8 protein-coding genes are annotated in these 14864 nt (G+C 74.8%); 2 read left to right on the top strand and 6 right to left on the bottom strand.

Translation table 11 applies throughout. From position 1 onward, the window contains the following. On the bottom strand, window positions 1–546 hold the full coding sequence (locus tag WMF22_RS04820; RefSeq protein WP_437297928.1) for a YdcF family protein: 546 nt from the start codon (window positions 544–546) through the stop codon (window positions 1–3). A gap of 430 nt (window positions 547–976) precedes the next feature. Here WMF22_RS04820 and WMF22_RS04815 point away from each other — a divergent pair, with 430 nt between their 5' ends. Beyond that, the gene (locus tag WMF22_RS04815; RefSeq protein WP_020733205.1) at window positions 977–1810 is read left to right on the top strand and encodes an MBL fold metallo-hydrolase; all 834 of its coding nucleotides are present in this window, start codon (window positions 977–979) and stop codon (window positions 1808–1810) included. A gap of 89 nt (window positions 1811–1899) precedes the next feature. Here WMF22_RS04815 and WMF22_RS04810 read toward each other — a convergent pair whose 3' ends face one another. Next, window positions 1900–2727, bottom strand: coding sequence for a sigma-70 family RNA polymerase sigma factor (locus tag WMF22_RS04810; RefSeq protein WP_437297927.1), 828 nt, complete (start codon window positions 2725–2727; stop codon window positions 1900–1902). 379 nt (window positions 2728–3106) lie between these two features. On the opposite strand from WMF22_RS04810, the gene WMF22_RS04805 reads away from it, so the two are divergent. Continuing rightward, window positions 3107–4990, top strand: a complete 1884-nt coding sequence (locus WMF22_RS04805) for a S41 family peptidase (RefSeq protein ID WP_438034993.1) — start codon at window positions 3107–3109, stop codon at window positions 4988–4990. Window positions 4991–5024: 34 nt separating this feature from the next. On the opposite strand, the gene WMF22_RS04800 is transcribed toward WMF22_RS04805, so the two are convergent. From WMF22_RS04800 to WMF22_RS04785, 4 genes are all read right to left on the bottom strand, one after another. Further along, window positions 5025–9101 carry a DnaJ domain-containing protein gene (locus tag WMF22_RS04800; protein ID WP_438034992.1) on the bottom strand — a complete coding sequence of 1359 codons (4077 nt, stop codon included), beginning with the start codon at window positions 9099–9101 and terminating at the stop codon, window positions 5025–5027. Further along, window positions 9098–11926 carry a protein kinase domain-containing protein gene (locus WMF22_RS04795; protein ID WP_438034991.1) on the bottom strand — a complete coding sequence of 943 codons (2829 nt, stop codon included), beginning with the start codon at window positions 11924–11926 and terminating at the stop codon, window positions 9098–9100. The genes WMF22_RS04800 and WMF22_RS04795 overlap by 4 nt, the downstream gene beginning before the upstream one ends. A gap of 138 nt (window positions 11927–12064) precedes the next feature. Continuing rightward, window positions 12065–13045: a 3D domain-containing protein gene (locus WMF22_RS04790; RefSeq protein ID WP_438034990.1), complete on the bottom strand. Its 981-nt coding sequence runs from the start codon at window positions 13043–13045 to the stop codon at window positions 12065–12067. After that, entirely contained in the window at window positions 13042–14823 is a 1782-nt protein-coding gene (locus WMF22_RS04785) for a hypothetical protein (RefSeq protein WP_438034989.1), read from the bottom strand. Before WMF22_RS04785 ends, WMF22_RS04790 begins: the two co-directional genes overlap by 4 nt. Window positions 14824–14864 lie beyond the last annotated feature (41 nt).

Below are 14864 nucleotides of genomic sequence, written 5' to 3'. Positions count from 1 at the left end.
TCACGGTTCACCCTCACGAGCGGCGTCGAGCAGCCAGGCGGCGCTCTCGCTGAGGATCCGCCTGCGGCGCATCGCGCGCGCGTCGAGCCACATCGAGACCACCTCGTGACCGCGCTGCCATGCGCGCGCAACCACCGGCTCGCCCACGCGCGACGCCGGCAGCCCGCAAGCGTCGATCCCGACGTCGTGGAAGTTCTGGAGAGCCCTGGCCATGTGCCAGGAGCAGGTGACGATCGCCGCGCGCCGCGCGCCCACGCGGCGCAGGAGGGCCGCGCTGAAGATCGCGTTCTCGTGCGTCGTCAGCGACCAGAGATCTTGAAGGATCGCGTGCGCCGGCACGCCGGCGCGCCGCAGCTCGGCGGCGAGCACGCGCGCCTCGACCTGCGCGCCCCAGCGGCGCCCGCCGCTGGCGATCACCCACGGCGCGACCCCGGCGCGGTAGGCCTCCGCGGCGCGCGCCGCGCGGCGCGCGCCGGGGGCCGCCGGGCGCCCGGAGGGAAACACCCTGCAGCCGAGGACGACGATGGCGTCCGCGTGGAGCGGCATGCGACCGACCATAGCCCATCGGCCGCGGCCTCCGCGTGCCCGCTGCGCGCGATCGTCCTGCCCTCCCGCTGCCGCCCGCGGGCCGCGCCGCTCCGATGCCCGCGCCGCCCGCAGGCCGACCTGTGGCCGCCACCTGCGCCCCCCACCCCGCCGCCCGCGCCTCTGCCCCGCCACCAACCGCCTCCGCCCCGCCACCAACCGCCTCCGCCTCGCCGCCGCGCGCTCCCGGCCCCCCAGCGGCAGGCCGCGCCCGCCGCTGGGCCCGCAACCTATCCCCTGACTACATTGGCGCCTTGGCCCTGCTTCCCCGGCCAGGTCTCCACGTCTGCGACCTTCCTTGCTCCCGGTGCACCAGGCGGCTTGACGCTGCCCGCGCTCGGAATCTAATAGCTCTACCTTGAAACGGGCGGGGTTCAGCGAGCGAGGCAGGATGCGGATCAAGATGTGGGGGGTTCGCGGAAGCATCCCCACGCCCGGTGCAGGCACGGTCGAAGTAGGCGGCAACACGAGCTGCTATGAGATTCGTGCCGGCGAAACGCTGGTCATCCTCGATGGCGGGACGGGGCTCCGTCTCCTCGGCCAGGAGCTGGTCAAGGAGATGCCCTTCGAAGCCTGGATGTTCTTCAGTCATGTGCACTGGGATCACATCCAGGGGTTCCCGTTCTTCACGCCCGCGTTCGTGCGCGGGAACAAGATCCATCTCTACGGTGGCCTCAACGTCTCCCGGACGCTCGAGGAGACGCTGGCCGGGCAGATGGACTACCCGAGCTTCCCGGTGCACCTCACGGAGATGGGCGCGGCGATGACCTTCCGCGACCTCTACGAGGGCGAGGTGGTCACGATCGGCCCGAACGACGATGTGCGCGTGACCAACGCGCGCGGCAACCACCCGAACGGCGTGTACGCGTACCGCGTCGAGCACGAGGGCAAGGTCGTCGTGTACATCACCGACTCCGAGCACTACGCGATCGTGGATCCGAAGCTGAAGAAGCTCGCGATGGGCGCCGACGTGCTGATCTTCGACGCCATGTACACGCCCGAAGAGTACGCGGGCGAGGTCGGCGGCGGCCCGAAGACGGGCTGGGGTCACGCCACGTTCGTCGCGGGCTGCGAGCTCGCGAAGGCGGCGGGCGCCAAGCAGCTCGTCCTGCACCACCACGATCCCAACCAGACCGACGCGATGGTGCGCGAGAAGGAGATGCGCGCCCGCGAGCTCTTCCCGAACACCATCGCCGCGCGCGAAGGCACGGTCATCGAGATCTAGCGCGACGCCTCGCGAGGCTCGAGGCGGCAAGGAGCAGCGCGCGCGAGACGCGGCGCTGGAGCGCGCCGCGTCTCGCTGCCACGCGCGCCTCAGGCGCTCTTGGCCATGGGCTCGCGGGTGATCTCCTCGATGCGCGCGCGCATCCGCTTCTTGGCGCGCTCCTCGATCTGCCGCACGCGCTCCTTGCTGACGCCGAAGTCGGCGCCGAGCTGCTCGAGCGTCACGGGGCTGTCCGTCAGCCAGCGCTGGTTCATGATGGAGCGCTCGCGGGGCGACAGCTCGTTCACGACCTGGAGCAGCGCGCGCGAGAGCTGCGCGCGCTCGTCGGCGTCGCAGGCCTCGTCCTCCGGCGTGTGCGCGCTCGACGCGAGCCGCTCCACCGGAGCTACGCCGTCCTCGGTCGGAGAGCGCTCCAGGCTGACGTCGCGCGCCATGAGCAGCGGCAGCAGCTCGGCCGCCCGCTCCTCCGACAGGCCGCTCAGCTCCGCGAGCACCGCCGGGTCCTTCTCGTGCGTCTTGCGGTAGATGCGCAGCGCGCGCCGCTCGCTCTTCGACGACCCGAGGCGCACGATCCGGTACCCCCGCGCCACGTGCTCGCGGATCTCCGCCCGGATCCAGTAGGCCGCGTACGTCGCCAGGCGGCAGCCGCGGTCCGGATCGAAGCGCTCCGCGGCCTTCAGGAGGCCGATGTTCCCCTCCTGCACGATGTCCTCCATCGGCAGCCCCCAGCGGCGGTACTCGAGCGCGATCGTCATCACGAAGGGCAGACACGCCTCGATGAGGCGCCGGCCAGCGTCCCGGTCACCAGCTCGCCAGCGGAGCGCGAGCTCCCGCTCGGCCTCCGGGCTCAGGGTGGCGTAGTTCGCGAGCTCTGTACGATAAGCCGAGAATGCCGCACGATCCCAGGTGGCGCTCATGATCTCTCCGCTCTCCCACCGCGCGCCGATCAAGGAGGGCTTGCGAGCCCCTGCGGGCCGGCGGGCGGCACCGGGGCAGATGCAGGCGTGATGCCGGGATTGACCCTAGGAAATCGCCTTTTTTTGCGCTGGAATGCGCAACGTGTTCGGATCCCTCGACGGAAGCGAAAGCTTTGCGGGAAAGCGGAGGAGCACGAATGCGCAGCGCTGAGCCCAGATCCACAGCGCACGAGCGGCGAACGAGGCGGACGAGGTGCGCGCCGAGGCCCCGGGCCGCGGGCGACGGCGCCGCCCGCGCGGCGCGCGCGCTCGCTCTCCGCGCGGACGCCGCCGCGGTCGCCCCTGCCCCCGCGCGCCGCATCGTGATATCCGGGGAGCAGTGAGGACGCGCGTCGCGGGCTCCGTCGCGTGCATCGCCGCAAGCCTGGCGACGCTCGCCTTGCTCTCGCGCGAGGCGGAGATCCCCCTCGCGAGGGCGCGGCGCGGGATCGCGCGGCCCTTGCTCCACACCGTCGCGCCGGACGACGAGGAGATCGACGGCGCCGGCTGCGACCCGAACGCCCTCGACCGCGGCATCGCGGTGCCGACAGGGGCGCCGACGTCGCTCGGCTGCGAGCAGGCCCGCGCCATCGTGGCCCAGGCCCGCACCACGCTGGCCGCTCCGCCGCTCCGCGTCGATCCCGCAAAGTTTGCCGAGGCGACCTCCGACTGGCTGGATCCGCACGGGCTGTGGTCGGTCGCCCCCGACACGCCCGTGGGCGCCTCGCTGCAGCGGGAAGCCGCCGCGCTCCTGGACGAGCTGCAGGCGCCCGTGGGCAGCGGGCCGTGCGCGGCGGCGCTGCGCGTCGGGCAGGAGCTCGCCCGGTGGTCGCGCGAGCTCGAGGGGCTCTTCGATGACGGCTACCGGCGCGGCCTGGCCAGCCCGCCCGCGACCCACGCCGCGGCGTGGCAGCTGGTGTCGTCGGCGCCGTTCGAGGACGGCGCGGTGACGCGCAGCGCCCGGGACCTCGCGCGCAAGCTCGGCCGGGAGGTCGGCGGGCTGCGCGCGCATGTCGGGGAGCCGCTCGCCCGGTACGCCGACGCCGTGCGCGAGCGGGCGGCGCCCTCGATGAGCGAGGACGGCTGGGCGCGCACGGTGATCGCCGCCGCGGTGCGCGCCTACGTGCCCCAGCTGGACGCCCACGGCGCCTGGGCGCCGCTCGAGGAGGAGGTCTCCATCTACGATCTCGACCTCGAGGCGCACCCGCCGGCCCGGCTCTGGCAAGAGATGACGCGCACCGCGATCGGGGTGCGCATCGACCGCGGCGCGCTCGCGCCGCTCGAGGACGGGGACGTGGTGATCCGGATCCAGGATCTGCCGATCTCCGGCATGAGCGTCGAGCAGGCCGAGCAGCTCGCCGTGCTGTCCGACGTGCACCCCGGGACGACCGCTCGCGTGACGCTGCTGCGGCGCGGGGTCGCCGCGCCCCTCGAGCTGACCGTGGCGCCGCACCCGGTCGGACCGCAGCCGGCCGAGGCGGCGCCCTCGGAGCTGCCGCTCGATCTGGTGCGCTACGGGGACGGCAAGATCGCGGTGATCGCCATCCCCGACGTGCCCGACGACCTCGGGGATCGGGTCGCGGCGGCGCTCCTCCGCGCGCGCGCGCAGGGCGACACGCGGGGCGTGATGCTGGACGTGCGCGCGAACGGCGGCGGCTCGACCGACGGCGCGATCGCCGCGCTCGGGCTGTTCCTGCCGGGCGTACCGCTGTTCCCGATGCGGCGCCGCGACGGCGGCGTCGAGGTGGAGCGCTCGCCCGACGTCCCGGAGGAGCGCGGGTGGAGCGGGCCGCTCGCGGTGCTCGTCGACGGCGACTCCGCGAGCGCGGCGGAGATGATCGCCGGCGCGATCGCCAGCTACCGGCGCGGCGTGATCATCGGCGATCGGACGTACGGCAAGGGGTGCGCTCAGGAGTACCTCGACGACGACGCCCACGTCGGCGTGCTGCGGCTCACGACGCTCCTCTACGCGCTCCCCGACGGCGCGCCGGTGCAGAAGGTGGGCATCGTGCCGCAGGTGCAGCTGTCGCTGCCGGCGACGAGCGAGCGAGAGGCGCGCGTGGACCGGGCGCTCGGCCCGTGGCGAGGCCCCGACGTGCGCGATCTGCACCGCGTGCGCGACGTGCCCTGGCCGGCGCACGCAGGGCGGGTAGGGCCCTGCCGCGACGAGACGGTCTGCCGCGCGCTGCGGTCGCTCGGCGCGGTGCGCGCGGCAGCGCGCTGACGCGCGTGCGCTGAGGCGCGCGCGCGTCAGCGCGTCAGCGCTTCCAGAACTTGCCGAGGAGACCGCCCGCGGGCGTCGGATCGCTGGTCGTGCGGCTCCGCATCTCCTGCAGGCGGACCTCGCGGATGGCGTCGAGGTTCTTCGGGTTGAGCTCTGCCGCCAGGCGGAAATCGCCGATCGCCTTGTCGATCCTCCCCGAGCGCTTGAGGAGCATGCCGCGGTAGAAGAGCGCCCGCTCGTAGCGAGGCTCCTTCTCCAGGACGGCATCCAGCGTCTGGATCAGATCGTCGTAGTGCGCGCTCGTGGCCCCCTCCGCGAGCACGGGCGGATCGCCGCGCCGCTGCGCCTGGATCCAGACGAACAACGTCATGTACTCGGGCTGCTCCGGGTCGGCGTTGAGCGCGCGCCGCGCGCGGGCCTCGGCGCCGGCGAGGTCGTTCTTCTTGAGCAGGATCTCGGCCTTCTGAAACTCGAGCGCGGCGTCGACGGCGCGGGCGATCCGCTGCTCGTCCTCGGCGGGGGGCGGGGCCTCCTTCGGCGCGCTCTGGTACTCGGCGCGCCGCTTCGGATCGCTCAGCGTCTGGTAGGCCTCGCTGATGCGGGCGAACACGCGCGCGACGAGCGGCTTGACGTCCTGGAGCTCCGCCGGCGTCCGGTCGGGGTGCCACCGCTTGGCGAGCGCGAAATAGGCGCTCTGCACGCGCTCCGGAGGGGCGTCCTCCGCGACGCCGAGCATCTCGAAGAAGCCCTCGCCGTCGATCGACGCGGCGCGCGCCTCGATCTCCGCGCGGCGCGCGGCGAGCTCGGGGTTCGGCGCGGCGCGCGGCAGCGGCGGGAGATCGGGCGCGAGCGCCGCCGGTCCCTGCGGCTTCGCTGGCTCCACGGCGCGCGCCGGCGGCACGGGCGACGGCGCCTCGGCGCGCCCCGCCCCTCGCCCGGCCCTGCCGCCCTCCGAGCCGACCGCCGCCATCTTGACGGTGGGCGCCTGCGGCGCCGCAACGCGGGCGCCGGCGAAGGTCGGCGCAGGAGGCGGCCTCAGCGCCTTGGGATCCACGCCGCGGTAACCGCCGCCCGGATCGCCGCCGGACGCGCGCGGGTCGAAGGGCGCCACCGGGCTCGGCGTCGGCGCGCCGGTCCACGACGCCGCCTCCGGCGCCGCGGCAGGGGGTGGCGCCGTGGAGCGGCGCGGGGCGACCGGGACCCCAGCGCGCCTGCTGGACGGCGCGGCGACGTCGTCGGGCTGCCGCTGCGGTGCGCGGCCAGCGGCCCGCTCCCGGCCGGGCCCGGCGGGACCGCCGACCCCGACAGGGCGCCGGCCCGGCGCGCCGAGATCGAGGTGCCGCGTGATCGCGAGCGCGTAGATCATCAGCCGCACGACGCGCTCCTGCGCGACGCCGGCGGCGAGCAGCTCGGCCAGCGTCATGCGCCGCATCCGCAGGAGATCCACGATCGCCGCCTCGTCGCGATGGAGCTGGAACCGCTTCAGCTCGGCCTCGACGTGGAGCCCGAGCTGCCGGTTCTGGATCCGGTCCAGGGTCGTGTCGATCAGCGGATCGTCGGCGTGGAGCCGGACGCCCGCCATGATCACCGCGAGGGGCTCGCACCCGATGAGCTCCGGACCGCCGTAGGACGACAGCAGGTTCTGGGCGTCGTAGTAGGCGTAACGCGTCGCGGGCGGGAGATCGTAGAGCGCGACGAGCTTGCGCACGAGCTGCTCGCGCAGCACGCCGAACACCGTCTCCCTGTCGAGCAGGCCCCGGGAGACGAGCAGCCGGCCATGCAGCACCCGTCGCTTGGTGATGTCCCGGAGCGTCTCCCGCAGCGTCGCCTCGTCCAGGAGGCCGAGATCGAGGATCACCCGATCGAGCGGGGCGATGATCGTCCCGGTCCAGATCTTGGCCGGCACGCCTTCGCTGAAGAAGATGCCGTGGCGGACGCCGTCGGGGTCGATGAAGCACGTCGTGCCGGTGAGGCGCCGGTCGAGCATGTACACGAGCAGGTGGACGAGCGGCGTGCGCGCGAGCGTGCCCTCCGCGGTCGGCGGGTCGCCCGGCAACGACAGCACGGCGATCGGACCGGCCATCGCCGACGGAGGCAGATCGGACACGGGGTTGCGCTCGCGCCGCTGCGGCGGATCTCCCCAGCCGCGGGTGCGCACCGACGGCGGCCGCGCGCTCTCCTCGGGGACCTCGTCCGGATCGCTGTCTGTCTGCACCGACCACGACTCCTCTCCATGAGCGCCCGGGGCGGGCGAGGTTGGGTTCGCCACCGCGGCGGGCTCCAGATGCGGTGGATCGGGCCAGCGCGCCGTCGTGCGCCCTGACCGCAAGGGCGGAGACAGCCTGCCGGATGGCGCAGGCGGCAGATCCGCGAGCATCCTGGCGTCCGCGCCGTCGTCCGGCAGCCCGCCGAACGTGGCATCGGGCGGCGAGGCGGGCCCGCGGGCGGCGTCGCTGGCCCGCGGCTGCGTCCTCCGGCTCGCCGGCGCGTTGGTCATCGGCAGCGTGGGCGACGAGGGCCGCGTGATCTGCTGCTGCGGCGGCATGCGCAGGTTGCCGAGCGGCGACGCCGGCGCGTTGCGGATCGGCGGCGACTCCGCCGCGAGCGCCGGCGAGCGGAGCGACACCTGCGGCGCCTCCTGGATCGCCGCGTGGGCGCGCATCGACGCGGCGGCGGGGTCGTCGCTCGTCGCGACGATCCGGCGGATGTGCCGCGGCGGCTCGCCCTGGCGAGGCCGCTCGGCGAGATCGACCTCGAGCGCGCGCGGGATGGGGCCGCCGGCGGCGTCAAGGACCAGCCGGACGCGCGGCTGCGAGTACCGGGCCGGGTGCGCCGGCGTCTGCACGACGAGCGCGACCTCGCCTGTCGAGAGCTCCACGAGCGTGCCGGTCGGAAAGATGCCGAGCGCGCCCACGAGCAGCCGCAGCACCGCGCGGTCCGCCGGATCGGCCGCCTCCCGCTCGAGCTTGGCGATGGCCTCGTCGGCGGAGAGCGGCGCCTCGCCCGGGGCCGCGGTCAGGAGGTCGTTGAAGGCGCGGGCGGTCGCGAGGATCCGCGCCTGGAGCGTCGGCTGGCGGAGGCCGCGGTAGACAGGGCCGAGCGCCGGCTGGCGGCGCACCCAGTGCGCCTCGTAAGCCACGACGGTGCGCATCACGCTGGGCTCGTTGACGAGGCCGAGCGCGGTCAGCACGACCGCCGTGCCCGCCGGGACGTCCGCCTCCTGCTGCTCGCTCAGCTGCGGGACGAGCCCGCCCGAGCCGCTCGTCGCGGCGCCCGTGAGGCGCGGCCGGGCGATGTCGAAGAGCAGCGCCGCCATCGAGAGCCGCTGGAGCAGGACGACGTCGCTCGTGATCTGCCGCGCCATCGCGAGGCTCAGGATCGCGGTGTTCACGGCGCGCCCGGCGTCGTCGTGGTTCTGGTTGCGCAGCGCGGTGACGCCCAGGAAGGCCGGCGTCTCGTTCGCGGAGAGGTCGACGAGGCGCTGCGTGATGCGCTTGACGCCCTGCCGCAGGATGTACCGGCCGTGCCGCAGGTCGTCGTAGAACCGGCGGATGATCACGATCGCCGTCGCGTAGGTGCGCACGATCGCGGAGGTCTCGTCGCCCTCGCGATCGATCGCCACCTCGCGGCGGAGCACGGCCTCGTCCACGGCGCGCAGGCGGACGCGCGGCGCCGGGCGTTCGGCGAGCGCCGGCTTGCTGCTGCGGAGGGCCTCGGCGAGCGCGGAGGCGAGGGCGTAGAGATCGCTCGCGCGGACGTCCTTGGCGACGCCGATCTCGGAGTAGCCGCAGCGGCCGAGGACGTCGCCGAGCTCGAGCGCGCCCTCGTAGACGGCGCGGTTCGCCTTGAGGAGCTGCCCGGAGACGAACACCGAGCCGCGGGTGAACAGGATCGAGACGTTGTGACCGGAGCGCTGGCCGAAGTCCTGGACGAGCGAGACCGTCTCCTCGACCTGCCGCACCATGGCCTGGTTGTCGATCGCGTGCAGGGTCGAGAGCTTCACCAGCCGGAAGAGGGCCTGCACCACGCTGGCGGCGAGATCGCGCGCCTGCTCGCGGCGGATGTTCTCCGACACGTTCTGGCTGATGACGTCGACCTGGGGCGCCGTCACGGGACCTCCCCGGCGGTCGAGATCCGCTTGCCGAGGCGCGCGGCGATGGCCTCGGCGGCGGCGCCCGCGGCGTCGCGCAGCGCCTGGCTGTTCCAGGGCCGCCGCTTCGTGGCGGCGAGCGCGGCGTCGAGCGCCTCCTGCGAGCGCGCCTCGCGGCCGAGCAGCTCCGCCGAGAGGCAGCGGGTCTGCTCCGCCGCGTCGTCCGCGAGGAGGCCGTGCCGCTGGAGCAGCTCGACGGCGACCGACTCGCCGCGCGCCGGGTTGAGCGTGTAGAGCGCGCCGAGGAACTCGCGCCGCTCGTCGAGCGTGAGCTGGTGGAACGAGCTGTCCTGCACGCGGCGGACAAGCAGCGGGCCGGCCGCGCGGACCTGGTGGTGCGCCAGCGTGCGGAGCGCCGCGACGCGCACGTCGGGCGGCGCCGACTCGGCGAGCGAGAGCAGCTCGTCCCGGATCTGCTCGGGGCTCGTCGCGAGGTGCGCGATCGCCTCGCAGCGGAGCGCCGCGTTCGCGCACCCGGAGAGCCGCTTCAGCGCGCCCAGGGCGCCCTGCGTCCGCGACGCGGCGAACATCTTGAGGATCGGGCGGGCCACGTCGAGATCCAGCGTCATGAGCGCGTCCACGACCCCCTCCTCGTGCCCGGGCAGCGTCCGCTCGACGTGGCCGAGCAGCGCGCGGCGCAGCGCCTCGTGGCCGGTGTGCCCCACGACCTCCATCGCGACGGGCAGGGTCTCGCTGCCGAGCTTGTGCAGGATGGGCGCGAGCCGCTGCGCGACCAGATCGAGGTCCACGGGGGCGGGCTGCGCCGCGCCGCCGGGGGCGGCCGTCATGACGACGCGCGTCGCCTCGCGGAGGAGCAGCCGCATCGTGTCGGGCGGGAACATCCCCCGGGCGAGCTCCGTCGCGAGCGCGCCCCCCTGCTGCCTGGGCGCGAGCGCTTCGAGGGCCTTCTCGATGGCGTCGTGCATCCCGAAGAGCACCTCGAAGCGGCGCGCGAGGATGAGATCGCGCGCCGAGGCGGCCATCGGCTCGGTCACGAGCTCGACGTCCTTGTACCGCCTGGCGTTCAGGAAGGCGTCGGCCACGACCTCGACGAAGCGCTCGCTCCAGCGGTCCGGGCTCATGACGAGCTGCGTGCCGAGCGCGCGCTGCGCGACCGGGTCGAGCGCGAGCGCGCTCGCGGCGCGGCGCGCGGCCCGCAGCGCGGCGGCGTCGGTGTCGATGACCATCGCCGCCGCCTCGGCGCGGTTCGCCTTCTCCTCGGCGGCGCGCCGGGCCATGCCCTCGAGGTCGTCGGCCTCGTGCCAGAACTGCTCGCGATCGGCCGCGTCCCCCTCGACGAAGACGCTCACCACGTCGTAGCGCACGTGCTCGAGGCGGCGCTCCCACAGGGCGGCCGCGACGTCGTCCTCGGGGGCGAGGTCGCGCAGCGGATCGAGCAGCAGCACCTCGCAGAGGGCGCGCAGCTCGTCCTCCGTGATGCCAGGGAGCAGCTGGACGCGCCGCACGCCGGCCGCGAAGAGGTTGTACGGGACGAGGTCGAGCGGGTGCGACGGCTCCCACACCGTCCGCCGGCGATGCTCGAAGGCGTACGGCGTCAGCGTCCAGTGGACGAGGCTCCCGTCCGCGCGCAGCGCCTCCACGATCGCCTGGAAGGTCGCGCGGAGCTTGTTGTCCGCGTCCGGGTGGGTCCAGCCGTAGTGACGCACCGCCGGGAGCAGCCGCTCCATGCGGCGGAACACCTCGGTGAGCCGCGTGACCGCGGGGTCGTCCGGCTCCGCCTCGCCCGGCTCGTCGTGCGGCGCGGGCTCCTCCGCCGCCCGCATCCCGACGGCCGTGGGCGAGTCGTCCGGCGGGGGGCGCCTCGTGCTCTGCGGCGAGGAGCGGCGGGGCACGGACGCGCCGACCTCCTCGAGGACGCGCAGCACCTCCTGCCGCATCTGCGCGGCCGACTCGAAGCGGCTGCGCTTGTCCCAGGCGAGCGCCTTGTCGACGAGGCCGATGACCGAGGCGGGCAGCTCGGGCGCGATCCGCGCGAGCGACGGCGCCGGCGTCGTCGCCGCGAGGATGAACGCCTCGTTGTCCGAGCGCCCCTGGTGGAGGCGCTGCCCGCTGAGCACGGCGTACAGGGTCGCGCCGATCGAGAAGAGATCCGCCCGCCCGTCGACGCCCTCGGTCAGCCCCATCGCCTGCTCGGGCGCCATGAACGAGGGGGTCCCGAGCGCCGTGCCCGCCTTGGTCTTGTCGCCGGGCGCGCCGCGCATCCTCGCCACGCCGAAGTCGAGCAGCTTCACCACGTTGTCCTTCGTGATGAAGATGTTCGCGGGCTTCAGGTCGCGGTGGACGATGCCCTCCGCGTGGAAGCTCTCGAGCGTGAGGAGCACCTCCCCCGCGATCCAGAGCGCCTCGGCGACGGGGAGCTTCCGGCTCTTGCGCTTCCAGAGCTGCTGGACGGTCTCCCCGTCGAGCAGCTCCATCACGAGGAACGGCTCGTCCTGCTCGGTGATGTCGTCGTCGAGGATCGCGACCCGGCCGGGGTGATCGATCTTGTTGGCGACGTAGCCCTCGCGCAGGAACCGCTCGCGGATGCCGACGTCGCGCGCGAACTCGGCGTGCAGGATCTTCAGCGCGGCGCGCGAGCCGTTCCGGTGGTGGGTGGCGGCGTACACGGAGGCCATGCCGCCCACGCCGAGGAGCGAGTCGATCCGCCACTTGTTCTTGACGGTCATCCCGAGGCGGGCGCGCGCCCGCTGCTTCTCGTCCGGCGCGTCCGTGACTTCCGAGGGCGGAGGGATGACGGACTCGGGGAGGACGCCACGTGAAGTCATTCGGCCACCGGAAGGCGGGAAATCGTATCACCTCCGCGCCCGCGCCAGGTTCCGGATTTCACGCGGGAGGGCGGCCGGCCTTACGGTCCCTCGCGCTCCCTCCGCGGGCGCCCCCGGCGACGCCGCGGGAGACCGCGCTCAGGAGGCCCCCCGCGCGGCGAAGATCGCGCGACAGCGCGCGTCGTCGAGCACGGGGCGCACGCCGCGGTTCGACGGAAAGAGCGCGTTGAGGCGCGCGGTGACCGCAGGATCGCCGGTGAAGACGTCGATCTGCCGCCCGACGACCTTGATGCCGCGATCCTCGGCGAGGAAGCAGCCGTCGTGTCGGCCCCCGCCCGGGAGCGGCAGCCCGACGAGCTCGGGCACGAAGAGGGACGTGCCGAGCGGAATGACGCTCGAGTCGACCGCGACCGTGCGCAGCGGCGTGATGGGGCGCCCTGTCGCGCCGCGGCCATACGGGAACCGCCGCGGATCGAGCCGCTCGAAGCAGACCTGCTGGCCGGTGCGCGGGCAGACATCGGCGCACGCGCAGCCGCGTCGCGCGAAGCTTACCGTGTCACCCGAAGCGAGCCGGCCGCTGCCCTGGACGCAGACCTGGTCGTGGAACGCGCGCGGGACGCTCGCGAGCGGCGCGCAGGCAGCGCCGTAGAGGACCGCATCCTTCGGCCCTTCGCCCTCGCTCGGGAAGTCGTAGTAGGTGTTCCGGAACATGCCGGGTGCGAGCCCCTGCGCGGCCTGTGGCGCCGGCGCTGGCGCCGGCGTTGCGCGCGCGGGCCGGCCGTGCTCGCGCACGAGGATCACGGGGTCGCCCTGCGCTGAAGCCGCGCCCGCGGCGCCGCCCGGATCGGCCTGCGCCGCGCCGGGCGCTTCGCCGGGCGCGCCGTCGACCGATCGCGCGCGCCGGGGATCACCTGCGGCACCGGCGCCCCTGTCGCGATCGCCGTCATCCGGGGAGGGCTCGTGGAGCCAGCCGCCGCCTCCGCGCGCGATCTGCGGCTCGCTCGAGCCGTCGTGGACCCAATCGGCGCCCCCCTTGGTCGCGCACCCCGCGGGGAGCGCGAGCAGGAACGCGTGGATCCCGCCGAGGACGAGCGCTCGCGCGCGTGCCGCGCTCGTCAAAAGGCGCCTCCGAGCCGGGCGAGTTCCCGGATCGCCGTGGCGGCGACGTCGGCGCGCGCCCAGAACGCGGCGGGTGAGCCGGCGCTCTCGGGCGCGGCGCCGGCCGCGATCACCACGGGCGCTGTGTCGCCCGCGCCCGGCTGGCCGAGGCGGCTCGCGACGAGCCGCAGCGGCTCGACCACCAGCGCGAACGCGATGTCCGAGCCGAGCGGCGCCAGCGCGGTCTTCATGGACGGGACCTCGCCGAGGCGCTCTCCCTGGAGCGCGCCGATCAGGCTGCGGAGCCCCGCGCCCGGATCGTTGCCCACGGACGCGAAGAGGCCGTCGTCGCGGACCAGGTAGAGCAGCTCGATCGACGACGGCGGAAGCGACGCTCCCTGCGCGGCGGGCCCGCCCTTTCCGCCCTGCGGCCCCTTCCGTGCCGGCGCTCCTCCCGCGCCGGCGGGCGCGCTCGCCGCGGCGGTGCGCTCGAACCGCACCCGCCGCACGTCGCCGTCGAGCAGCGGAAGCGCCGCCTTGCCCGCGGAGACCCGGAGCCCCTCGCGCTGAAGCGCGGCCTTGAACGGCGGGAGCTCCGCGGTCCCGAGGAGATCCTGGATGGAGGCCTCGAGCTTGGCCCGGTCGCCCACGGCGGCGCGCACGAACGCCGTGGGGCCCGCGCCGTCGAAGCGGAGCCCGCCGGCGAACCAGTCGCCGCGCGCGTCCGACGCCGCGCGGATCGCGGCGCCGAGCCGCTCCCGCTCCGCGGCCGGGAGGTCGCCCTCGACGAGCCCGGCGAGGGCGTCGACGAGCCTGGGCACGCTCTCGGCGCGCGTCGCGGCCCGATCGCGGACGAGGATCCCGACGAGCGCGTCGGCGGGCAGCTCGAGCAGCGGCTTCACGTCGCCGACGGCGAGATCGGCCGACGCCTTCGACGCCGGGCCGCCCCCTGCCTTCGGCGTTCCGGAGACGCGCAGGTGCGCGTTCTCGTCCAGCACCAGCGTGAGGCGCGCTCGCTCGAGATCGCCGAGCATCGCGAGCGCGCTCTCGATCATCGGACCGAGCGGCACCGCGGTGGCGCGCGGCGCGCCGTCGGGCCCGCGCGCCTTGTCCCAGGCGCTCCGGGCCGCCTTGAGCACCGGGCCCTCGAGCGCGGCCCTCGGGATCTCGACCGCGAGATCCTCCTTCGGCACCTGCGCTTGCGGCATCGTCCGCGCGACGTAGGGGCCCAGGGAGATCAGGTCGCCCGGCGTCTCCGCGACGAGCAGGTAGTTGCCGAGGACGCCGAGGGCCACCGGGCTCGCGCCCTGGAGCGGCTCGAGCAGCGCGATCGCGGTCGCCGCGTCGGGCTTCGCGCGGAAGCGCGCCCGCTCGCCTCGCGTGAGCTGGTCGACGAAGCGCCCCCCGTCCTTCACGTGGAGGCCGAGCGCGGCCCGCGGGCGCGCCCCATCCGCGGCCTCCACGGCCGCGCCGAGCACCGGCACCCCGCCGTCGATCTCGGACGCGACGGTGATGGGCAGGCCGAGCAGCGACGCCGCGAGGGCGCCGGCGCTGCTCGGGAGGAGCGCCGCCGAGCCGCCGACGAGGGCGCGCGCCTTGGCCCACGTGGCGTCGGGCGTCGGGAGGAACGCCTCGGCGATGAGCCCCGCCGGCGCGGGCACGGGGCTCAGGGCCACGGCGCCGGCGTCGGACGGCGCGCCAGGCGATTTGCAGCCCAGCGCGCCCGCGCTCACACCGAGGACGATGGCCAGGAGCGCCGCAGCGCCGCGGCGCACGGCAGAGGTCGATCGCGCGATCACGACCCGAACGGTAGCGCCTTCCCGCCGCGATCGACCACGAA

It is taken from the genome of Sorangium sp. So ce204 (assembly GCF_051526795.1).
Classification (GTDB): Bacteria; Myxococcota_A; Polyangia; order Polyangiales; family Polyangiaceae; genus Sorangium; species Sorangium cellulosum_B.
Note: the sequence above shows the minus strand (reverse complement) of the source record. Positions and strands in the feature narration are given on the sequence as shown.